The 22517-nt window shown below is 69.8% G+C and carries 16 protein-coding genes and 1 pseudogene; 8 read left to right on the top strand and 9 right to left on the bottom strand.

Annotated features, from left to right (window positions below):
• Nucleotides 1-962 (bottom strand): annotated as a pseudogene (locus tag ADL01_RS44510) (hypothetical protein); the annotation flags it as partial.
• A gap of 237 nt (nt 963-1199) precedes the next feature.
• On the opposite strand from ADL01_RS44510, the gene ADL01_RS05965 reads away from it, so the two are divergent.
• The 3 genes from ADL01_RS05965 (at nt 1200) to ADL01_RS05955 (ending at nt 3792) form a co-directional block, all read left to right on the top strand.
• A complete protein-coding gene (locus ADL01_RS05965) occupies nt 1200-1955 on the top strand; it encodes a GOLPH3/VPS74 family protein (RefSeq protein ID WP_053740829.1) in 756 nt (251 codons plus the stop codon).
• Between the two features lie 541 nt (nt 1956-2496).
• A complete protein-coding gene (locus ADL01_RS05960; RefSeq protein ID WP_053740828.1) occupies nt 2497-3354 on the top strand; it encodes a helix-turn-helix domain-containing protein in 858 nt (285 codons plus the stop codon).
• Between the two features lie 228 nt (nt 3355-3582).
• Entirely contained in the window at nt 3583-3792 is a 210-nt protein-coding gene (locus ADL01_RS05955; RefSeq protein ID WP_053740827.1) for a DUF397 domain-containing protein, read from the top strand.
• Nucleotides 3793-3894: 102 nt separating this feature from the next.
• On the opposite strand, the gene ADL01_RS05950 is transcribed toward ADL01_RS05955, so the two are convergent.
• Nucleotides 3895-4824, bottom strand: a complete 930-nt coding sequence (locus ADL01_RS05950) for a hypothetical protein (RefSeq protein ID WP_234354516.1) — start codon at nt 4822-4824, stop codon at nt 3895-3897.
• A 90-nt stretch (nt 4825-4914) separates the two neighbouring features.
• Between ADL01_RS05950 and ADL01_RS05945 the strand changes: the two genes are divergently transcribed.
• Complete coding sequence (locus ADL01_RS05945) at nt 4915-5700, top strand: SDR family oxidoreductase (protein ID WP_053740826.1); 786 nt, start codon at nt 4915-4917, stop codon at nt 5698-5700.
• A 183-nt stretch (nt 5701-5883) separates the two neighbouring features.
• On the top strand, nt 5884-7449 hold the full coding sequence (locus ADL01_RS05940; RefSeq protein WP_053740825.1) for a sodium:solute symporter family protein: 1566 nt from the start codon (nt 5884-5886) through the stop codon (nt 7447-7449).
• A gap of 215 nt (nt 7450-7664) precedes the next feature.
• Here ADL01_RS05940 and ADL01_RS05935 read toward each other — a convergent pair whose 3' ends face one another.
• Nucleotides 7665-8798: an ADP-ribosylglycohydrolase family protein gene (locus ADL01_RS05935; RefSeq protein WP_053740833.1), complete on the bottom strand. Its 1134-nt coding sequence runs from the start codon at nt 8796-8798 to the stop codon at nt 7665-7667.
• Between the two features lie 240 nt (nt 8799-9038).
• The gene (locus ADL01_RS05930) at nt 9039-12374 is read right to left on the bottom strand and encodes an ATP-binding protein (RefSeq protein ID WP_053740824.1); all 3336 of its coding nucleotides are present in this window, start codon (nt 12372-12374) and stop codon (nt 9039-9041) included.
• A gap of 126 nt (nt 12375-12500) precedes the next feature.
• On the opposite strand from ADL01_RS05930, the gene ADL01_RS05925 reads away from it, so the two are divergent.
• Nucleotides 12501-13115 carry a DUF2165 domain-containing protein gene (locus tag ADL01_RS05925; protein ID WP_234354515.1) on the top strand — a complete coding sequence of 205 codons (615 nt, stop codon included), beginning with the start codon at nt 12501-12503 and terminating at the stop codon, nt 13113-13115.
• Nucleotides 13116-13124: 9 nt separating this feature from the next.
• On the opposite strand, the gene ADL01_RS05920 is transcribed toward ADL01_RS05925, so the two are convergent.
• Nucleotides 13125-13691, bottom strand: coding sequence for a L,D-transpeptidase (locus ADL01_RS05920; protein ID WP_053740823.1), 567 nt, complete (start codon nt 13689-13691; stop codon nt 13125-13127).
• Nucleotides 13692-14081: 390 nt separating this feature from the next.
• On the opposite strand from ADL01_RS05920, the gene ADL01_RS05915 reads away from it, so the two are divergent.
• Complete coding sequence (locus ADL01_RS05915; protein WP_053740822.1) at nt 14082-15470, top strand: glycoside hydrolase family 43 protein; 1389 nt, start codon at nt 14082-14084, stop codon at nt 15468-15470.
• Between the two features lie 155 nt (nt 15471-15625).
• Here the strand turns inward: ADL01_RS05915 and ADL01_RS05910 are convergent, their stop codons facing one another.
• From ADL01_RS05910 to ADL01_RS05895, 4 genes are all read right to left on the bottom strand, one after another.
• Nucleotides 15626-16939 (bottom strand): MFS transporter, encoded by a 1314-nt coding sequence (locus ADL01_RS05910; RefSeq protein WP_078960346.1) that lies wholly within the window; start codon nt 16937-16939, stop codon nt 15626-15628.
• Between the two features lie 400 nt (nt 16940-17339).
• A complete protein-coding gene (locus tag ADL01_RS05905; protein ID WP_234354514.1) occupies nt 17340-19097 on the bottom strand; it encodes an RICIN domain-containing protein in 1758 nt (585 codons plus the stop codon).
• Between the two features lie 1085 nt (nt 19098-20182).
• A complete protein-coding gene (locus ADL01_RS05900) occupies nt 20183-20719 on the bottom strand; it encodes a GNAT family N-acetyltransferase (protein WP_053740821.1) in 537 nt (178 codons plus the stop codon).
• Nucleotides 20716-21996, bottom strand: a complete 1281-nt coding sequence (locus ADL01_RS05895) for a Tat pathway signal sequence domain protein (protein ID WP_107090818.1) — start codon at nt 21994-21996, stop codon at nt 20716-20718. Before ADL01_RS05895 ends, ADL01_RS05900 begins: the two co-directional genes overlap by 4 nt.
• A gap of 232 nt (nt 21997-22228) precedes the next feature.
• On the opposite strand from ADL01_RS05895, the gene ADL01_RS05890 reads away from it, so the two are divergent.
• Nucleotides 22229-22429: a hypothetical protein gene (locus tag ADL01_RS05890; protein WP_053740820.1), complete on the top strand. Its 201-nt coding sequence runs from the start codon at nt 22229-22231 to the stop codon at nt 22427-22429.
• The last annotated feature ends 88 nt before the right edge of the window (nt 22430-22517 follow it).

Below are 22517 nucleotides of genomic sequence, written 5' to 3'. Positions count from 1 at the left end.
CGTGGGGCTTTGAAGATGGCGGTGGGTTGGTCTACGGGGGGCTCATCGACGGGAGGCTTCTTCGGAGCCGGGTCGTCGGTGGCCTTGGCGGTGGCCTTGGCGGGCGCGTCGTCGGGGGCCGAGTCCGAGTCGGTGGGGGCGTCGCCATCGGCATCGGACTTGGCGTCCGCGACGGGCTCGGGCTCCGGAACGGCTGCGGCATCGGACTTGGCGTCCGCGACGGGCTCGGGCTCGGGCTCGGACGTAGACGCGAGTTGGGGCGCGGATGCGGAGGAAGCCTCAGCTGTGGAGGCGGATGCGGGCCCGGACACGCTCCCCGCGCTCTCCTGCGCAGCCCCCGGCTCAGAGGAGTCCTCACCGGAAGCCTCGGAAGCCCCCTCGGTGGCCTCAGGGGCCCCGTCAGCGGCCTCGGAGGGGCCGTCCGGCCCGGCGACGCCGTCAGCCCCTGCCGCGGGCTCCTCGTCGCCCTCAGAGGCGTCCGCGTCGGGGGCGGGCTTGTCGGCGGCGCCCTCGGCGTCTTCGGCTTCCTTCGCCTCGCCCGGAGTCTCGCCCTCTTCGGCGCCGGAGACCCACGCGGCCACGGCCGCACGCAACCGGGTGCTGCCCGTGCCGTCGGTGCCGTCGGCCTTCGCCGCGTCCTCGGGCTCCGTGGCCTTGTCCGCCGTACCCCCGTCGGCCTCGGCGCCGCCGTCCGTGTCCGCGTCCGCGTCCGCGTCCGAGGATTCCGCTTCCGGTTCCGCCTGGAGGGACGGGCGGGAGAACACCCGCGTCGCCGTGTCCACGCCGCCGCGTGCCGTGGGCTCCCGGTCCCGGGCGACCGCGAGACGTGGGTCGCGCGCCCCGGTCCCGGATTCACCCCTGGCTCCTGGAACCGGGCCCGCGCTCCCCGACGTCGGTTCTTCCGACGACTCGCGCTGCTTCGACCTGTCGGGGGACTCGCCCGCCACCGATGCCTCCTTCATGCGCCGCACACTCTCGTGCGCGTACCGAACGTGAACCGTGAACCATCAACCGTGAACCGTCAGACGCCGCCCGAACGACCACTGTTCGAATTCCTACCAGTGTCCTGTGCGAAGTCCCGGCTCCCGGGGTAGACGAGAACGACATACCTACTGGTTCCACTACGAACTGGTCACGCCCTCTCGACAGATGATTGTGAGAGGGGTCACCCTGTCATTCATCCACGCGGGGAGGCATGGATGGGCAGGAGCCGCAGATCAATTCCGGAAGAGCTTCTTCTGCTGGCGTTGGACCCGGCCACGGGTACCACCGCACAGCCGCAGTCGCTCGACCTCGGTCTGGCCGGAGCACAGCTAGTGGAGCTGGCGATGGCCGGACGGATAGCCCCGGACGGGGATCGTATCGCCGTGGTCGTACCACGGCCGACTGGAGATCCAACACTGGACAGTGCGTTGGAACTGCTTCGCCGACGCGGAGCACCCGTACGCGCGGTCAACTGGATTGGCGGGCCCCGCCTGGGGCTGCGTCAGACCTACCTCTCGCATCTCGAGCGGTGCGGCATGGTTCATGCCGTGGCGGGACAGATGTGCGGGGTGCTGCCGACGACTCGCTATCAAGCGACGGACACGGAGATCAGCCGGGAGATCAGAGCCCGACTGGACACCGCGATCCGCACCGGCGTTCCGCCGGACCCGCGGACGGCGGCGCTCGCCGCGCTGGCCCATGCGGTCGGTCTCGGCAAGCACCTGTATCCGGGTAACGAGGGACGTTCGTCCCGCTCCCGGCTGCGGGACCTGATCCGGCACGACCCCATGGGCGGCTTGGTGGCCCACGCTGTCATGGACGTGCAGAACGGCGTCGCGGCCCAGCCGCGCCGCAGCCCGGCACCGGCAGGCCGTCAGGCCGTCCCCGGAGCCAGGCCGGTGTCGGAGCCCGCACGCGGCGTTCCGATGCAGCCGCACCGCGGACCGATGGCGCGCGCCGTGGCTCACTGAGCCGCAGTCCCGCGGCGAACGCCCGATCCGCGAAACCCGTACCGCGTAACACCCGTACCGCGTAACACCGCACCATCCCGCACCACGCAGGACATCAACAGCGCCGCACCGCAGTCCCCAAGACCGGTTCGGGAGCCGCTGGCCGCGCGGGGCGGTGAGGATCGTGAGGAAGTCCGCGAGGACTCCGAAAAGGCCCTCGCCGCCCCGCGCGGCCGCATGTCCGCGACCCGGCGGCGACGGCCGAGGCCCGGCACCGCCGCCGTCGTCATCGGACGCTGCTGACACTGCTGACACTGCTGACGACGCTGCTGACGCTGCCTTCGACACATGGCGTCCGGCACATGCGTACGCGAAGTCGGCATGGAGTGGGCCCGAAGGATAAGCGGAATCCGCCGAACTGGCGTGTACCGGGCGCATATCTCCCGCCCAGACACCGCATATCCGCAGTTTCCCAGCGGTAGCACGCACCTTGGTGGCAGTCTGCTCAACAGCAGATACGGAAAGTGGCAAGTACAGGCATGCAGCCGGAGGTGCACGTCCCATGGCGTCCAACGTCAATCCCACTGTCAGGCGACGCCGGCTGGGGCAGGAGTTGCGCAGGCTCCGCGAGCAGAAGGGCATGACGGCCGAAGAGGTCGCCGAGCGGCTCCTGGTGTCCCAGTCGAAGATCAGCAGGCTGGAGAACGGCCGCCGCAGCATCAGTCAGCGCGATGTCCGCGACCTGTGCGGGGTGTACGAGGTCGCGGACCAGCGGATGGTCGACTCCTTGATGGAGATGGCCAAGGACTCCCGCCAGCAGGGCTGGTGGCACGCGTTCGGGGATGTCCCGTACAGCGTGTACATCGGACTGGAGACGGACGCGGCGTCGTTGCGCGTGTACGACCCCCAGGTGATCCCGGGGCTGTTGCAGACCCGCCCGTACGCGGAGGCGCTCATCACGGGCGCGTTGCCCGAGACGCCGTCCAGCGACATCGAGAACCGCGTCCAGGTGCGCCTGCGCCGACAGGAACGCATCACCGCTCTGGAGAACCCGCTGCGGCTGTGGACGGTGCTCGACGAGGCGGCGCTGCGCCGCGTCGTGGGCAACAAGCTACTGATGCGGGAGCAACTGGAGTCCCTGGTCGAGCAGTCCCAGCTGCCGCACGTCACCGTGCAGGTCATCCCGTTCGAGATGGGCGCGCACCCGGGTCTCAACGGCCAGTACGCGATCCTGGAGTTCCCCGACGCGGCCGATTCCAGCGTGGTCTACATCGAGGGCGTCACCAGCGACCTCTACCTGGAGAAGGCGCAGGACGTTCAGAAGTACAGCGTCATGTACGAACACTTGCGGGCACAGGCCCTCAATGTGGACCAATCCCGGCAGTTCATCGCGGAATTGGCGAAAGAGTACGCACACTGACACCCTGGAGAAGCAAGGGACGCACGGTACACCTCCGCATCACGCCAGTGGAAGACCCAGCCGGTATATGCCACTCGGTCGAGTGAACGGCCGGTCCGCTCAACGGTGTTGGCGAGTAGCGTCGATCAGGCCATCGAGGAACAACGTTGGCGCAAACCGTGCCGCGGGCTCCGCAGGGTGCCCTCCGGTCGGCGACAGCAACTCACCACTGGTCAAAGCGGAGCGAACATGGCAATTCAGCAAGGCGCCACGAGCACCTGGACGAAGTCCTCGTACTCCACTGGCAACGGCGCGTGCGTCGAGGTCAAGTCCCCCATTCACGCGGAGATGTCGGTCCGTGACTCCAAGGTCCCGGCCGGTCCGACGCTGGCTTTCCCGGCCGACTCATGGAACTCGTTCGTGGCAGAGATCGGCCGGGGTGCGTCCGACCTCGTCTGATGCGTCACTGTCACTTCCCACAACTCCATAAGCACCACAGGAAGAGCCCTCTCGACTGGCCCGCCGTCCTGGCCGAGGGGGCTCGGCCATGTCCGGCTCCGGTCACCTGAGTTGGTCCACGTACCGATCCGTCCCCGGCACCGTCGGAATGAACGGTGCCACCAACTCCACCCGCCCCAGGCCCCCTTCGGCGACATCCTCGCCCAGACCCGTGAAGTACGGCTCCCAGCAGTCCCGTGGGTCCGCCTCCAGGAACCACAGCAGCGTCAGCCGGGTGTCCACGCCCTCGACCTGCTTCACGTAGGACATGCGGTCGCCGGGCAGCGGGGTCGGGCGGAAGACGGTGACCATCGCGGCCGGTGAGCCGCTCAGCCGCTTCGGCAGGTGGCGGGCGCGCAGCCACTCCAGCAACTCGGCCCTCTGCTGCGGGCTTTCGGCGTCGATGACCTGCAACACCAGGCCGGCGTACGGGTGATCCAGGGCGTGGAAGTCACGGGGGCCGACGGCGCCGTCCCGGTAGACCGTCACCTGGTGGTCCTGGAACGCCGTGAAGACGTGGGTACGGTCCTGGTAGACGCGGGCGTCGCGGTTGAGGCGTTTGTTGATGCCCACGGTCCAGCGCATGTGGTCGGCGTAGCGGCCTTCCGTGATCCAGTACGTGGAGAGGTAGCAGCCCGCCGTGACCGGCTGCCCGATCGCCGACTTCTCTGGGTGGCGCAGGAGTTGGAGGTCGCGGGTCGCGACCCAGCGGCGGCCGGAGAACATCCAGGGCATGGCCATCGCGCCGGCGTAGTAGTGGTCGTCCTCGTACCAGCGGTTGTACGCGTACTCGTGGCCCGGATGCGGCTCGACCATGGTGATCAGCGCGTGGCCCGGGTGGACGCCGTACGGGCCGACGGCCGCCAGCTCGCCGTACACCTCACTGCGAGTCTCCTCGCCGGCCTCTCCCCGGCCCACTTCCCGCTCACCTGTCCCCGTCTGGCTCGTTCCCGTCCCGGTCGTTCCCTTCTCGCCCATGCCCTTCTCGCCCATGCCCTTCTCCCTCCTCCTCTTCCTTCCTCCTTCGGACGCCCATACTCTGACGCTCCGTCAGATAATCCGCCAGAGTCGGGGAGGGCTTTGATGTCGCTGCTCACAGGGAAGACCGTGGTGGTCTCGGGAGTCGGTGCCGGGCTCGGGCGTCAGGTCGCGGCGGCTGTCGTGCGGGACGGGGGGAACGCCGTGCTCGGGGCGCGTACCGAGGCGCACCTCGTGAAGACCGCCGCCGAGCTCGATCCGGACGGGGCGCACACGGCGTACCGCGCGACCGACATCACCGACGAGGAGCAGTGCCGGGCGCTGGCCGCGCTGGCCTGCGAGCGGTTCGGGCGGATCGACGGGGTCGTCCATGTCGCGGCCTGGGACAGCTACTTCGGGGGGATCGAGGACGCGCACTTCGAGAGCTGGGCGCGGGTCGTGGAGGTGAATCTGCTGGGCACGCTGCGGATGACGCGAGCATGTCTGCCGGCGCTGAAGGAGCGGGGCGGGAGTGTGGTGTTCATCGGTACGCAGTCCGCCGTGGCCGCGCCCACGCAGGTGCGGCAGGCCGCGTACGCCGCCTCCAAGGGGGCGCTGACGAGCGCGATGTACTCGCTGGCGCGGGAACTCGGTCCCCATCGGATACGGGTCAACACCGTACTGCCGGGGTGGATGTGGGGGCCGCCGGTGGAGGCGTACGTGCGGTTCACGGCGTTGGGGGACGGGGTACCGGAGGCCGAGGTGCGGCGGCGACTGGCGGAGCGGATGGCGTTGCCCGAGCTGGCCACGGACGGGGATGTCGCGGACGCGGTGGTGTTTCTGGCGTCGGAGCGGGCTCGGGCCATCACCGGGCAGTCGTTGCTGGTGAACGCGGGGGAGCTCATGCGGTAGCCGATATTCCGCCAACTCCTCGCTGATTGCGCTGAGTTCATGGACATGAACTGAAGTCAGTTCTGCGAACTTCTTTACTCCCTCTTGACCATCCGGGCTGTTGTCGCTGCCCTGTCGGCGAATCGACGATGAGCGGGCTCGACACCCCCGCTCGACTCGCTCGACGCCCCTGGGAGGGAGCACATGAACGGTCTCGACTGGGCCGTGCTCATCGCTTACTTCGGTGTGATGGTCGCGATCGGTGTGTGGTCCCACAAACGGGTCGACAACGTCAGTGACTTCTTCACGGCGGGCGGCAAGATGCCGTGGTGGCTGTCCGGCATCTCCCACCACATGTCCGGCTACAGCGCGGTGATGTTCACCGGTTACGCCGGCATCGCCTACACGTACGGCGTCACGTCCTTCGTCACCTGGTCCTTCCCCATCGCGCTGGGCATCGCGATCGGCTCCAAGCTGTTCGCGCCGCGCATCAACCGGTTGCGTTCGCGGCTCCATGTGGCCTCCCCGCTGGAGTATCTGAAGAATCGGTACGACCTGAAGACACAGCAGGCGCTGGCGTGGTCCGGGATGCTGCTGAAGATCGTGGACGTGGGCGCCAAGTGGGCCGCGATCGCCACCCTGTTGTCCGTCTTCACCGGCATGTCCCTCAACCAGGGCATCCTCATCACCGGCGCGATCACGGCCGTGTACTGCACGATCGGCGGCCTGTGGGCCGACGCGCTCACGGAGTTGGGGCAATTCGTCATTCAACTCCTCGCCGGTGTGGCCATGTTCGTGGCGGTCGTCGGCAAACTCGACGACCACGGCGGGTTCTTCGGAGTCTGGGACGAGCCCGCGCTGCAGGGGCACGGGAAGCCGCTGGTGGGTCCGTACGGCACGGTGTTCCTGCTCGCGTTCCTCTTCATCAAGCTGTTCGAGTACAACGGCGGCATGCTCAACCAGGCGCAGCGGTACATGGCGACGTCCGGTCCCCGGGAGGCCGAGCGGTCCGCGCGGCTGTCCGCGATCCTGTGGCTGGTCTGGCCGCTGGTCCTGTTCTTCCCCATGTGGATGTCCCCGCTGCTGGTCCAGTCACAGAAGCCGGACGGATCCGACTCCTACGCCCTCATGACCGAACAGCTGCTGCCGCACGGGCTGTTGGGACTCGTCATCGTCGGTTTCTTCTCCCACACCATGGCCATGTGCTCGTCCGACGCGAACGCCATCGCCGCCGTCTTCACGCGGGACGTCGCGCCAGTGGTCTGGAAGCGGGCGCGAGCCTGGACGGACTCGTCGGGGCTGGTCGCGGCGCGGGTGACGACGGTGGTCTTCCTCGGGCTGTCGATGGCCGCGGCGACGCAGGTCAACTCCCCCACGTTCAAGGACATCATCACCGTCGTCATCAAGTGGGTGGCCGGTCTGATGGGGCCCATGGCGATTCCGATGATGCTGGGTCTGCTGCGGCCGTTCCGGCGGTCGGGGCCGACGGCGGCGCTGGGCAGCTGGTCGATGGGGTTGCTCGCGTTCTGGCTGGTGAACTATCCGATCAACTGGAGCGTGGAGGGCGGGGTGCCGCTCCAGTACCAGGTGTCGATTCCGCTGGCGGTTTCGCTGGTGCTGTACGTCCTGATCGGGTTCGTGCGGCCCGAGGAGACGCCGGAGCGGTTGGCGATCATCGAGGCGGTGAATACGGACGGGGGCGGTGGCGGGAGTACGGCGGTGCGGGTGCCGGTGCCGGAGCGTGCGGATGTGGTGCCCGGCAAGGAGTGAGGGTGCGGGGGGTGCCGGGTGTGTTTTCGCCCCCGCCGCCCTTACCCGTCCCATCCTGAACCTGGGGGCTGCGCCCCCAGACCCCCCTTTCGGCCCTGAAGGGGCCTCGTCCTCAAACGCCGGACGGGCTGAAAGGGCCGGACCTGGGCTGCAGACGCGGCGCGGGTGGGTGGGTGGGTGGGAAACACGACCTGGGCTGGAGGGGCCGCGCAACCTCACGCCCGTGGGTATCGCGTGAGCCACCCCGGGGAGGATCCCGACGGACCGTGCAGCGCCGGGCCCTGGGTCATCTCCATGGCGAAGTCGTCCGCGAGGATCAGCATCGTGGGCCGGCCCTCCAGTTCCGCCAGCCAGGCGGGCGGCAGCGCCGTCTCGCCGTGCAGGGCGCCCAGCAGACCGCCGGTGAGGGCGCCCGTCTCGGCCGAGGGGCCGCCGTGGTTGACCGACAGGGACAGACCCTGCCGGACGTCCTCGCCGACCAGCGCGCAGTACACCGCGACGGACAGCAGACCGTCCGCCGTACACGCGCCGGCCAGGTCCGTGACCCGCGCGGGGGACGGGATGCCCTGACGCACGGCGCCCAGAGCACGCTGGAGGCCCTCCGCGACCTGCTGGTGACCGGGTCGGGCCGTCAGCAGGGCCAGCGCCCGCTGAACCGCCGCGTCGAGGCTCTCGCCCCGCGCGAGACCGTGCACGATCACGGCGTACGCACCCGCCGCCAGGTAGCCCGTGGGGTGGCCGTGGGTCTGCGCGGCGCACTCCACCGCCAGCTGCATCACCAGCTGCGGCTCCCAGCCGACCAGGAGCCCGAACGGGCCCGAGCGGGCCGCCGCCTCCGCCCCCGCCTCGCCGGGGTTCTTGGGCGCGTCCAGGGTGCCCATCGTCTCGTCGCCGAGGCCGAGCAGACAGGCGAGGGACGGGTCGCGGCGCGCGTACAGCCACTCCTCGCGGGCCAGCCAGCCGTCCTCCTTACGGCGCTCGTCGGGGCCCCAGTCGCTCTGGGTGGCCGCCCAGCGGCGGTAGGCGCGGTGCAGGTCGGTCGGCGGGTGCCAGGCGCCGGTGTCGCGGCGCACCTGGGCGCGGATCAGGCCGTCCAGGGTGAACAGGGTGAGCTGGGTGAGGTCGGTGATCGCGCCGCGTCTGCCGTACGCGAAGGCCAGATCGGTGAGGCCGTCCGCGCCGTACGCCTCGTGGACGGATTCGAGGGTGAGCCCGTCGAGCGGGGCGCCCAGGGCGTCGCCGAGGGCCGCGCCGAGCAGGGTGCCACGGACCCGGCTGCGGAAGTCCTGCTGTTCGGAACGGCCCCAGATGGCGCCGGACGCGGCACCGGTCGCGCCACCGGATGTCATCACACCCACCTCGGACCTCCCTCACAGCAGCGTTCGTACGATTGACAGCTCAGCACTGTAATCGACCGGGAACGGTCTGTTCAGGGCTCGGATTTCTAGGCGGAATGTGGCATGAGCGGGCAGGACTCGACACGAGTGATCCGCGCTGGTCACCGAAGGGGAGGGCCGGTCACCCATGGGGAGGCTTGCGTCCCCCCTCGCGCGACGCACGGAAAACACCACAGGTCCCTCACACCCGCGTCACCGCGCATACCGCCGCCGGATCCCCTCCCCGGCCTCCCGTACCCGTTCCAGCCGTACTGCGAGCTGCTCGCCGTCCGCCGCCGGCCCGCCCCGCGCCCGCGCGACCTCGCCCAGCAGGTCGGCCAGCCACGCCACGTCCACCCACTCCCGCGTCCCCGTGAGGAGACTGGCGAGGTGTTCGTCCAGGTCCGCCCAGTCGCCGAGGCCCGCCGCGATCACCGCGTGCAGGAAGCCGGCGGCGCCCTCGGTCAGACCCGGGCCGGAGGCCAGCCCGTGCGCCTCGCGCCAGACCGGGCGGGCGGCCTCGACGCCCTGCTCGCCGCCGACCGCGAGGGCGAGGCAGAAGGCGCCGCCCGCCTCGTGCAGGACCCGCATCCGCTCCGCCGTCTCCCGGGCCGCCGCCCACTGCCCCGCCCGCCGCTGGGTGCGGGCCAGCTCCTCCAGGCCGGCCGGTTCCACGAGCCCGTGCCGCCCGGCCGCCCCGAGCGCCGACGCAGCGTCCTCGGGTCGCCCGTCGAGGAGGTGGATCTGCGCGAGGGTGTGGTGCGCCCACGCCAGGTCGTCGCCGATCTCGAGGTAGCGGTGGAGGTCGGTGCGGGCGTCGTCCGGCCGGCCCACCGCCAGCAGGGTCATGATCCGGCGCATCAGATGCCAGGCGCCGTCCGGATCGAGCGCGACCGCCCGGTCCAGATCCGCCAACGCCTCACCGTACAACCGCAGTTCGTGCAATACGGCGCCCCGGCAGCCGATCGCCCACGTGCTGTCCGGCGCCAGCGAGAGCGCCCGGTCCAGGTCCGCGCGCGCCTCCTCGTACCGGTCCAGGCAGCGCAGCGCCTCGCCCCGGTTCCACAGCGCCCACGCGCTGTCCGGCTCCAACTCGACCGCCCGGTGGGCGTCTTCGTACGACGCCTCGTATCTGTCGACCCGTCGGTGCACCACCGCGCGCTGCACCAGCGCCCAGAGGTACGACGGATTCAGCTCCAGCGCCCTGTCGAGGTCGGCGAGCGCCTCGTCGTGGCGGCCGAGCCGGCTGCGCGAGACGCCCCGGCTGGCGTACCCCGACGCGTAGGCCGGTTCGAGTTGGAGGGCCCGGTCGTAGTCGGCGAGGGCCTCGGTGTCGCGGCCGGCGACCCGCAGCGCGTCGCCACGCTGGCACGCGACCCAGGCCACGTCGGGGCCCAGCGCCACCGCCCGGTCCAGGTCGGCGAATTGAGCGGCGTGATCCCCGCGCGAGCGGTGCACGCGGGCCCGCCGGACCAGCGACCACAGATGCTCGGGGTCCACTTCCAGAGCCCGGTCGAGGTCGGCGAGGGCCTGCTCGATGTTCCCGGCGCCGTGCCGGACGACACCACGGGAGGCCCAGGCGCCGGCCAGGTCGGGTCCGAGGACGACGGCCCGGTCGAGGTCACGGACCGCTTCCTCGTGGTGGCCGAGGATGCGGTGGTAGTCGCCGCGTACGAACAGCACGCGGGCGGTGTCGGGGGCGAGTTCGTCGGCCCGGTCGAGGTCGGCGATGGCACCGGCGTAGTCCCGCTGTTCGGCGCGGGTGACGCCCCGGCCGTAGTAGGCGCGCTCCAGCTCCGGATCGAGGGCGACGGCCAGTTCGTACTCGGCGAGGGCCCTCTCGTACTCCCCGCCCAGCCGCAGTTCACGCCCGCGCAGCATGCGCGCGACAGCCTGCACACGCGGGTCGAGCCCGGCCCGCGCCAGCAGCAGCGCGAGCGCGCCGAGCACCCCGCCGCCCTCCTCCTCGGACAGCGCGGCGATCAGGTCGCGTCCCCAACCACCCACGGCCGACGCCTCGTTGTCGTCGCCCGCCTCCACCAGTACGCGCGCCCACCGCCGGGCGACCACCTCCCCGTGGTCGCAGGCGCCGACGCCGTCCCGCAGGACGACGGGCAGCGCGGTACGAGGGGACGCACACAGCAGGTGGTAGGACTCCGCGAGCCGCAGCTCACGCCACTCCTCCTCGCCCCACAACTCATCGGCGGTCAGCCGGACTTCGGCCTCCGTCCGCCAGCGCGCGTAGGTCTCGGCGAGGCGGGTGTGCCGTTCGGCCCAGCCGCGCGGGGAGCGCCGGCGTTGCAGGCGGAGCATCGGGGCGCGTACGACGTCGTGGTACTGGATCCGGTCGCCGCGCTCGCTGACGAACGGCAGCGACCTCAACCAGCCGAAGAGCGCGTCGAGTTGGCCCTCCTCGCAGTCGACGGCGGCGCGGAAGACGTCCGCGTCCAGGCGCCGGGGCAGGGCGCAGGCGAGGGCGGCGGCCTGGCGTACCGGGTCGGTCTCCCACTTCAGGAACCGTTCCACGGCGGTCGCGCTGGGGTCGCCGACGTCGTCCGGGTCGGTGGGGCGGGCCTCGGCGAGGGTCGACACCAGCACCGGCAGCCCACCGGTGAGCCGCAGCACCTCCTCGACGACCGGCTCGTCCGTCACCCCCTTGTCGGCGAGCAGCCCGCGCGCCTCGGCCTCCGTGAACGGCCCGAGCGGCACCTCGGTGACGAAGTCGGCGAAGCCGCCCCAGCGTCCCGTGTCGAAGGGCCGCTGACCTGCGGTCACGAGGACGAGGTTGGAGGGGAAGGAGAGGTCGCCGTAGCGGTCGGTGGTCATGATGTCGTGCAGCCAGCCGTCGAGGAAGGGGCCGGTGCGTTCGTACGTGTCGAGGAACAGGACGATCCAGGGCACGGCCGCGCAGATGTCGTCCAGCTCGGCGAGCAGCACCGGCGTGAGGACGCGCTCGGGTGCGAGGACCAGCTGCACGTCGTCCTGGTTGCGCAGCCGGGCGGCGATCCCGGCCCGTACCCGGTCGGCGCCCTGGGCGATCCGGTCGGCGGGGAGGGCACCGGCGAACGGTCCGACGAGCGGGATGAGTCCGGCGCCGACGAGCCCGATCCGGGCGGCCGTCAGACTGCCCGCCGAGGGTCCCTCGGCCTGCGGTTCAAGGCTTTCGAGGCTCGCGACGGCGGACTCCGCCTCGTGCCGCCGCTCACGGTGGGCGGCCAGGAGCCGCTCCAGTTCCTTGAAGCGCCGTCCCTGCGCGGCGAACTGGCGGCACATCACCGCGAGCGCCTCCGGAACGCTGCCGGCGCCCTCGTCGACGTACGCGGTGAGCGCGCCGCGTTCCTTGGCCTGCTGCTCCAACTCCCGTACCAGGAAGGTCTTTCCGACACCGGCGTTGCCGTGCACATGGAAGCGGAAGCGGTGGCGTTCGTCGTCCGGCGGCAGGTCGAAGTTGGCCCGGAACGCGGCGCGTTCGGCTCCCCGGCCGACAAATCCGGCGCGTCGCCGCTGCTGGATCAGCTGCCGCATCGACGGGCGCGACGCCTGGGGCATCCGTACGTCTCCTAGTGTTGTGACCGGTGTGTGTCGCTTCTTGCCTCTGGGGCGTGCACCAGTCTGGCCCAACTCCCGCACCGGGTGCGGGAAGACGGGTTACGGACCGGTCCATAGAGTTGTTCCATGACCACCTCAGGTACCCCCCACCCCACCAGTACCGCCCACCCCCCACGCCCCCCGCACACCGCGCTCACCCTCGCCGCGACGCTGCTGACAGCGACCGTCGGCCTCTACATAGCCCTGGTGGCGCTCGGCAACATCACCGACTTCGATTCCAACCAGCAGTTCGTGCGCCATGTCCTCGCGATGGACACCACGTTCAAGGACGACGACCTGATGTGGCGGGCGATCACGTCCAAGGGCCTCGCGGACGCGGCGTACGTGGCGATCATCGCGTGGGAGACGGTCGCCGCGCTCGTCCTCGTCGCCGGTACGTGGCTGTGGGCGCGCCGCGACCTCGAACGGGCGCGGCGCGTCTCGACGTACGGTCTGCTGATGCTGATGCTGCTGTTCGGCGCCGGTTTCATCGCGATCGGCGGTGAGTGGTTCGCTATGTGGCAGTCGGACGACTGGAACGGACTGGACGCGGCGACACGGGTGTTCCTGCTGAGCGGGATGGTGCTGCTGGTGATCCACCTGTCGGCGGGCACGGCGACGAAGCCCGAGGACCAGCCCCAGTCCCAGTCCGAGTCCCCATCCCAGTCCCAGTCCCAGTCCCAGTCCCAGGCCCAGACGTAGGGAGCAGCCCTACTTGACGACCGTCACCGCGGTCCCCGTGTCCCCGAAGGCCCACAGGGCGGTGCCGTCCGCCTTGGACATGCGGATGCCGCCCGTTCGGACGCCGGGCGCGGGCCGCGGTGAGGCGCCGTCGACGGCGTTGGAGAAGGCGATGGAGAGCCCGGAGCCGGTGGCGAAGAACATGACGTGCTCGATCGGGACGCCGTCGGAGCCGGTACGGGCCTCGTCGCGCTGCCCCACCGTGTACCTGCCCGGTTCCGGGCTCACCGAGCCCGGCCACACCACGAACGTACGCCGGGACTGCTCACTCGCGTCGACGAGCCAGACCCGCTTCTGCCCGAGCGAGTAGACGACCCGCCGCCCGGTCCCCGACTCGTCCGGAACGGCCACCTCGGCAGCCTGGCTGGGCTTGCCGGAGGGCTTCGCCGAGGCCGACGCTTTGGGTTTGGCGGCGGTGGCGTGGGGCTGCGGACCCTGCTCCGCCTTCACGGCCAGCGCGGCGACCACGGCGACCGCGCCCACGGTCAGACCGGTGACCCAGACCGATGAGGGAAGCCGTCGGGCAGCCACGGTCACGCATCTCCTCAACTACGGAACCCGCCGCCAGGTCCTCCGCCGGGGGTCGGATCATCGTACTCCGACGAGCACTCTGCCCCTGGCCGCGCGAAAGCCGCTGGCGGCTTCCGCCGAGGGCAGAGAGGGCAGGGGGCAGAGGGTCACGTGGCAACCGCCGCAAAAAAAAATCTCCACAGCCTCGCCAGAGTGATTGACGAGCAGGGTGGGGCGATCTACCTTCTGATCGACTTTCCGAACCTAGTTCGAAATATCGGCCAATTCGCTTGCTGGCCGCGTGCTTCGTCCACGATTCCCCCTCCATCTCTCCCTCTCACACGTCACCCAGCCGCTCACTCCGCTCCCAGAGCCGCACTCGCGCCCGCACCGCACCGCACCCGCTTGGAGATCACGATGAGCACAAGGCCCCAGCCGTCCCGCCGCCTCTTCCTCGGCATGGCCGCCACCACTCCGCTCGCCATGTCCGGCGTGATGACCCTCGGCGCCGGCACCGCCCACGCGGCCGACTCGGCGTACGTGATGTGCTACTTCACCGAGTCGACGAGCCTCGGGGCGGGCACCGACTACGGCCTCCACCTGGCCGTCAGCACCGACTCGCTGAACTGGACGCCGCTGAATCAGAACAACCCCGTGGTGACCCCCACCGCGGGCGCCCTCGGCCTGCGCGACCCGTTCCTCATGCGCAAGCAGGACGGCACGTTCGTCGTCCTCGCCACCGACCTCAAGGGCACGGACTGGGCGTACAACAGCCAGTACATCCATGTCTGGGACTCCGCCGACCTGCGCACCTTCACCGGCTACCGGCGCCTGAAACTCCACGACATGACCACGCACAGCTGGGCACCCGAGGCGTTCTGGGACGCGGGCCGGGGCCAGTACGCGGTGATCTACTCGGCGGTCAACTCCAGCGGCCACAACGTCATCATGGTCAACTACACCAGCGACTTCGTCACGGCATCGGCCCCGCAGGTCTTCTTCGACCCCGGCTACGAAGTGATCGACGGGGACATGGCGGTCGGGGTCAACGGCTACAACTACCTGTTCTTCAAGAAGAACCAGACCCTGGTGTCCGCCCGCTCCACCACCCTCAACCCAGGCAGCTTCACCGAGTACAGCGCGGGAGTGTCGCACGGCGGCACCGAGGCACCGACGGTGTACAAGTCGCTGACATCCGGGAACTGGTACCTCTGGGGCGACACCTACACGCCGAACGGCGTCTTCTACGCCTGGCAGACCAGCAACCTGGCCTCCGGCACGTGGACCGCGCTCGACCAGAAGACGTACACCCAGCCGGTCAACTCCAAGCACTGCGGCATCACGACCATTACGACAACCGAGTACGACAACCTGCTCGCCAAGTGGGGCGCCCCGGCCTGGAACCGCCTCAAGTCGTACAACTACCCGTCCCATTACGTCCGCCACGCCAACAACGTCGGGCGCATAGACGAATACCCCTTCGACCTGTACACCGACTCACAGTGGAAGCTCGTCCCGGGCCTCGCCGACAGCACCGGCGTCTCCTTCCAGTCGGTCAACTACCCGACCCGCTACCTCCGGCACTACAACTACGCCCTCCAACTCGACGTCAACGACGGCACATCGACGTTCGCGGGCGACGCGACGTTCTATCGGACGGCGGGGCTGGCGGACAGCTCGTGGTCGTCCTTCCGGTCGTACAACTACCCGACGCGGTACATACGGCACTCGAACTTTGTGCTGCGCATCGACCCGATCTCTACGGCTGGCGAGCAGCAGGACGCTACGTTCCGGGTGGGGTACTGAGGCGGGAGCGGCCCTGAACTGACGTGGCAGGGACGGAACTTCGAGGCCACGTATCTGTGCCGGTGCCGGGGCACCAACCTGGCACCGGCAGCTCCAGCGCGCACGCCTCTCGGTTCAGTCCAGCTCCGGCAGCTGCCCGTCGGACACGGCCATAGCTATGAGCACGGTTGCGGAAGCGTGCGTCCCAGGCGGGCGAGCGGGGACAGCGCCATCACCGCCGGGGACAGCAGCATGCCTGCGGCCGTCACCAGCAGGCTGGTGCGCAGCCCCCACTCCTGCGCGAGCAGCCCGCCGAGCAAGGACCCGAGCGGAGTCAGCCCCATCCCCACAAACGTGATCGTCGCCGCCGCGCGGCCCTGCATTCCGTCCGGAGTGACGGCCTGGCGGACGGCCATCACCGTGACATTCACCAACTGACCGCCGGCCCCGAACACGAAGCTGACCGCGAGGAGCGCGGCAACCGTCACCACAGAGGAGCCGTGCAGCGCGGGCACACACAGAAACGCGCCGTCACCAAGGACCGCCGCGGCCACCAGCACCGTGCCGTGTCCGAACCGGCTCGGCAGACGGGCGGCGAGCACCGCACCCAGGAGTGCTCCGGGCCCCGTCGCCGCGAGCGCCAGCCCGACGGCGGTGCCCGACAGACGCAGCTCGCGCGGCAGGAAGAGCAGATAGACGGTCATCAGGGCCGCGAAGGAGAACTGGAAGGCGGCCGACGCGAGGCACACGGTACGCAGTGAACTGTCGCCGACAACGAAACGGAGGCCCTCATGGATCCGCCGCCAGACCCGAGGGGCCCGTTCCGGTAGCTCCGGCACCGATTCGACCTGTCGGATCCGCCGGATCGACAGCACCGAGAGCGCGAAGAACAGCGCGCTGGAGGCGGCGGCGACGGGCGCCGACAGGAGTGACACCAACGCCCCGCCGAGAGCCGGACCCCCGATCTGCGCTGCGGACCGGCTGCCCTCAAGTGCACTGTTGCCGCGTACCAGTTGATCGCGGTCCACCAGCCGTACGAGAGACACCTGATACGCCACGTCGAAGAACACGGACAGGGCCCCAACGGCGAAGGCAACCACGCACAGCACCGGCAGACCGAGCCAGCCGAACAGCCCGGCCACGGCAGCGGCACCCAGCGCCAGGGCCCGGCCGACGTCCGTCAGCACCATCACGCTGCGAGCCCGCCACCGGTCGACCCACGCACCGGCAAAGAGCGAGAACAACAGGATCGGCGCCTGCCCGACCGCACGGAGAACACCCAACTGCCCGGCACCGGCGTTGAGCACCAGTACGGCGAAGAGCGGCAGAACCACCAGACTCGCGTGCTCACCGAGCTGGGAGGCCGTCTGGCCCACCCAGAGGCTGCGGAAGTCGGGGGTGCGCCAGAGGGCCGGCGGAACGCCCGGATCGCCCGGTTCGCTGAGTACAGGCGGTACGGGTCGGCTGGAGCCGGAGGCAGCGGACGGCACGGGGGATCCCTTGGGTCGCCGAAAACGAGGGCCGCCGGACCGACGGTGCACGGTTCAGGCGGGGAGGGCTCGCTGTGCCGCAACATCAAGGGCAGCACGCGATGACGGGCCGATCAGGGCCTACGACGTCAACGCGCGCTCGGACGACCGGGCATGGTCTGGCTCCTTGTGGGGTGGCTCCTTGTGGGGAGGCTCCTTGTGAGGAGGCTCCCTGTGGGTGATTGGGTGCGGCCGAACCTACCCTCACCGCTCCGGGCGCGAAAGGCACCGTCGTCCGCCTCTGGCACCCGGTCCACGACCCCGGGGCGGCCGAGGGGTCGGCACCGGCCGAGGAGTCCTCGGCGTGTCGAAGGGGACGAACGCGGCCCCTTCGACACGCGGGCCGACCTGCCGCGGGCGCCTACTTGAGCGCCGTACCACCCGACTTGCCGTACGCGATCGTCTTGTTGATCAGGTTTCCGCCGTCGGACTCGACCGAGGTCTGCTCCTGCTGGCCCGCACCGAACAGGAGGCCGGCGATATGCGCGTTCGCCACCTGGTCCATGTGCCCGAAGAGCCAGTCCACCTTGTCGTCCTTGTAGTGGTTGAGGGTGTTGTTCTGCGCCATGTTGCCCAGGGGGATCTGCCACAGAACCACCGGCTTGCCCACCGACTCGGCCATCGTCTTGTAGAACTTCAGCGCGTCGGCGGCCTTCTGGTCGTTCCAGTAGGTGTCACGGCCGCCGTGCTCCGGCAGCGCGTACCAGCCCGCGTCGCGGTCCGACACGTCGGAGACCAGGAAGTCGGCGTCCTTCGCCCCGAGGTCCGTGTAGTCGTCAACGCACTTCTGGACGCTGTTCTGCCAGTCCCAGCAGGTCAGGTGGAACCCGGCGCCCGTGTTCGGCGCGTACTTGTGTGCCATCGCGATCAGGCAACGGGACAGGCCGGCGGCGCTGTTCTCCTGCGATCCGCAGTCCGTCGGATTCGAGGCCGTGACCTGTGCGGCGACCTTGTGCGCGTTGCCGAGCGACCGGACGTAGCCCCAGAAGTCGGGCTCGATGTCGATCATGTCGTGCGAGTTGCCGATCTTCTGGAGGAAGAAGCGGTAGTCGTGCATGTAGCGGGTGAGCAGGTCGGTCCTGTTGATGGCCTTGACCTCGCCCGGACCGTCGCCCTCGCCCGCGAGATCCCCGAGGTCGCGCAGCGAGTACCAGGTCCAGAAGTTCTTCTGCGGGCGCGGCTTGCCCTGGTACGTCGCCTTGGCCACATGCTCGTCGCCCCAGGTCACGTAGAAACCGGGCGCCGTGGTGTCACCGCTCCAGCAGCCCCACCAGCTCGACCACTGGGCCTTGCATTTCGATGCCGTGTAGTAGTCCGAGGAGGGCGCGGGCTGGCTGTGCACGTAGGCGTAGCGCACGTCGAACGGCGCGGCGGCCGCCGAGGCGTCGGACATCGAGCCACCGATGAGCACCTTGTCACCGCCAATGAAACCTGCCGCCGAGCTGCCGCCACCGGTACCGCCACCGGCGGCCGGAGGCGCCGCCGGGGCCGACGGCGAGTGGGTGTCGCTCGGCGCCTGGCTGGTCGGAACGCTGCCGCCCGGCTTGGTGGCCGTGCTGGGCGTGGGGGTGCTGCCTGAGCTCCCCGTATTCCCCGAACTCCCCGTACTCCCCGTGCTCCCGGTGCTCCCGGTGCTCCCGGTGCCGCCGATGCTCCCGGCCGGGACGAGCTTCCACTGCTGGTTGGCGCCGCCCTTGTCCTGCTGCTGGGTGACGCGGCCCCCTTCGGCCTTGGAGCTGTTCTTGACCTCGACGGCCATGCCACTGAAGCGATTGATCAGACGCACATAGCCGTCCGACTGCTTCTTCAGTTGGAACTGCTGGTTGGCGCCGTTCCGGTCGGCCCACTGCACCATGGCGGAGTCGGCGCTCTTGGACCAGCCGAAGTCGTCGAGCACCTTGCCGGAGTTCCGGTTCTGCAGCCGGTAGTTCCCGTCACCCGAGTCGATGAACCGCCACTGCTGGTTGGCCCCGCCGTGCTGGCCCCACTGCACCACCGCCGCACCGTCGTACGAGGCGTAGCCGAGGCCGTCCAGCACCTCGCCGCTGTTGCGGTTGACCAGCACGTACCAGGACTTCGTGTCCACGACTCCCGCCGAGGCCGTGTTGACCAGGGCCACGGAGCCGCCCCCGACAGCCAGGACGACGGCCGCCCAGAGACTCCGACGCTGGTACAGCCGACGGCCACGGTGCCCCTGGCGTCGCTCCGGAACGGCTGAGCGGAGCGACAGTCGACCACGGCGACGACGGCTGGCGCGACCACCGACGGGCGGCGCCTCCGGCGACGTGGAGGGGGGAGGGAACATTTAGGTGCTCTCTTTCGGTCGACCGTTGCCTCTGTCCGGACCGCCTGGCCCGAACACCACCCAGTCGTCACGGCCCCCGAAAAGGTTGCCCCGGCCCGGCAAGAGCTTTTTTCGGCCACCGAAGGTGGATACCGGGAACCCTTCGCTCGGCCGGGCGTCGGCCGGCCGCGCCCGGACGGGTTCTTCTCTGGCTACGGGCGGGACCTGACCGGAGCCGGCCTGGTGGACGCCGTCGTCGAGGAGGCGAAGGCGGCCCGCCGACGGGAGGGCTGATTCGTCCCACAAGGGGTAGCCGAACTGAGGAAGGCGCTCGCCGGTACCGAGGGATGGAGTCGCATGCCACACATGATCGAACGGATCAAGCAGTTCGCAAGGAGCCCTCAAGGACGTCGTGCGGCCGAGCAGGCACGGCGAGCCGCAGCCGACCCCCGCCGACGAGAACAGGCCAAGCGCCTGCTGGGCAAGTTCCGCGGCCGTCGCTGACGACCACATCCGCCCCGTACAGAGCGAGAACGAACGCTCGCGCCGTACGGGGCAGCACGACTGTCGCACTGCCCCGCGCTGCGGATGAGTGCGCACCCGGAGCCGGAGTTACGGCCCCAGCGCGCCGTCGAAGGATCCAGGCCGACCAGCTGCCACCAGGGGTGGCCTGCGAGCGATGCCACACCTGCCCAGCACTGGGACGACCCCCGCAGGCACGGGGATCGAGATCGCGAGCTCTAACCCATCGCGCTGCTCTCCCATTCCACAGTGCTGCGCAGGGAACGGCAGTCCGAGGGCGGAGATCCCGTGCCTTGCGCAGGCCCGTACGGGGAACCCTGCGAGTGAACGGAAGATCCCACATACGGCGGCGGCCCGTTCACGGGACATGAAGCAGGCCGTCGCGGAATGAGTACTGGTCAGCAGGTAGCGCGGATCATCACCGTGAGGTTCGGCGAGGCCGGTGACGGCTGGCTCTGCCCGATGTCCTCGTATCCCCACGACCGGTACAGCGCGTGCACTTTTCCCTCCCCTGCGGCCGGATTGACCATGAGCGTCACATACGGCTCGTCGCGTGCGGCGAGGAAGGCGTCATGGAGGAGCCGCGCGGTCCCGGTGCCCCGCCACTGGGTACGTACGCCGATCTCCTTCAGGGCCACGGCCAGACGCTCGGTGTACTCGTGCGCCGGCGCCGGGGAGGTGCGCTGCCAGTACCGGTCGCCGTGCTCGATGGTGTTGCCGTAGGCGTAGCCGACCGGATATCCGTCCGCGTACGCGAGGACGGCCGTGAACCCGGGCTCCGTGCTGTGCCGTTCGAGGCGCTCTCCGAACGCGGTGACCGCATAGTTCGGCAGGTGGAGCAGGGGCGCGCGGACGTCGGCGTACACGTCGAGGAGATCGCCGCGGGCGGTGTCGAGTGTGGTGAACGTGCGCAGGTCGGTGGCAGCCGTGGTCATGTGGCCATCCTCCAAGCGGCGGCGTGCTCGGTCCAGGTGTGCACGGATGAGCTGCCCGGCGCGGTGGCACGCAATGCGGCCCCGAACTCCTGCAGCATGCGCGCCACCCGGGCGTGCTGGGTGGCAGCGTCGACGGAGACCTTCATCGCGGTCGCCGTCGCAGCGTCAGAGGCACCCTGCGCGAGCTGGGCGTGCGCGAGCCGGGTGGTGGTAATGGCCCGGGACCGGACCATGTGGGGCCGAAGGGCAGACAGGCAGCGGTGGGCGTGGAATTCGGCGGTCTGGTAATCACCGAGGGACAGGTACGCCGACAGGGCCAAGGAATCCAGCTCGGCTTGGTCGTAGAAGGCCAGCATCCACATGGGTCGGTAGTCGGCGTGGTCGGCGCGCAGCATGGCGTCCTGCGCCTGCTCGAACGCACGGCGAGTGCCGGTGCGGTCCTGTGCCGCGCCGTGGATGGCGCCCTGCCGGGCCAGGCCGAGGGACGCGAACAGGGGGTCCCGCCGCGTGAGGTGCAGGTTGCGAGCGACGTCGTTGGCGGCGAACGCGTCGGCAGGTCGGCCCATGTGCCGGTACATGGTCCCCGCGTGACTCCAGATGCGGAACTTGATCGCCTGGTCGCCGGACATCTCGGCGAGGGCCTGGGCCTCGCGCATGTGCGCCTTGGCGATGTCGTAGCGGCGGCCGTCGATGGCGGCCCACATCGCCGAGGAGCGGAACGCCGCTGCGGAGGCGTAGAGGCTGCTGCGTACACGCTGGCTGGCGCTGCCGGCGTTCTGGAGGTTCAGCGCCTCGTCGGCGAGCGCGGCGGCGCGCTGCTCGATGCCGAGTTGTCCGCCGTGGCGGTGATCGCTGGCGATGATCTCGCCGAACCGGTGCTGCAGGCGGTCGACATCGCCCATGCTGATACGGCGGGGGGCTGAGGTGCCGGGTGCGGCGGCTGCGGCGGCGGCAGCGGCGATGCCGCCGACGAGGGTACGGCGCTTCATGTCGGGGTCCTCCTGCAATGCGGCTGGGGTGGACCGGGTCCGGCCCCGTGGCACGAACCCTAAAGCCGTGGCGGACAGGCCGGTGACGTCCTCAAGAGCCTTGCGGGTAGCCGATTTCGGCCACCGTACCCGTCCCGCTTTCCAGGAACGGACGGATGATCCGTCCAGGCCGCCGGTCCGCCCGGTCAGTCGCCCCACGGCCGTGTTCACCGCGTCGGCAAGGGAGTTGGAGCTGTGACCGTGCTCATTCATCCACGCCTCAAGCACGGTGTTCCGCGTGATGCCCATCCACGCACCGTAGCCGCACGACCCTTCATCCGTCAGATAACGACGAGGTCAAATCACCCTAGCCTTCGCCGTACGGCAACCTTCTGACCGTCCTAACCAGGTTGCTACGACCGGCAGTTGTCTGGTTACAGGCTGCTCCTCCGCGAGTGTGGGCGGCTGTTGACGGCCCGGCCTGCTCCTGAGTCCACCGAGGGGTGATCCGGGCGCCGAGACAACGACGAGGGCTCCACCAATGACGAGTCTCAGTACGCCAGTTCAGGCTGCCCCGACCGGGCCTCCCGCCTACAGCCAGACCTTCCCGTGCGAGCCGACGACGGCCTCGATAGGCCGCAAGCTCGTCCGCGACGCCTTCGCCGTATGGCACCTGAACGACTTCGCCGAACCCGCAGCGCTGATCATCTCGGAACTGGTCACGAACGCCAGTGCGCCATGAGGCGCTCTGTTGTATCCCCGGTTCAACCGGGAGGAACTGAAGGGAGGTTTCTGGGTCTGATGGCTTACCTGGATCCGAAAGGTGAAGG

Source organism: Streptomyces sp. NRRL WC-3618 (assembly GCF_001280005.1).
Taxonomy (GTDB): Bacteria; Actinomycetota; Actinomycetes; order Streptomycetales; family Streptomycetaceae; genus Streptomyces.
Note: the sequence above shows the minus strand (reverse complement) of the source record. Positions and strands in the feature narration are given on the sequence as shown.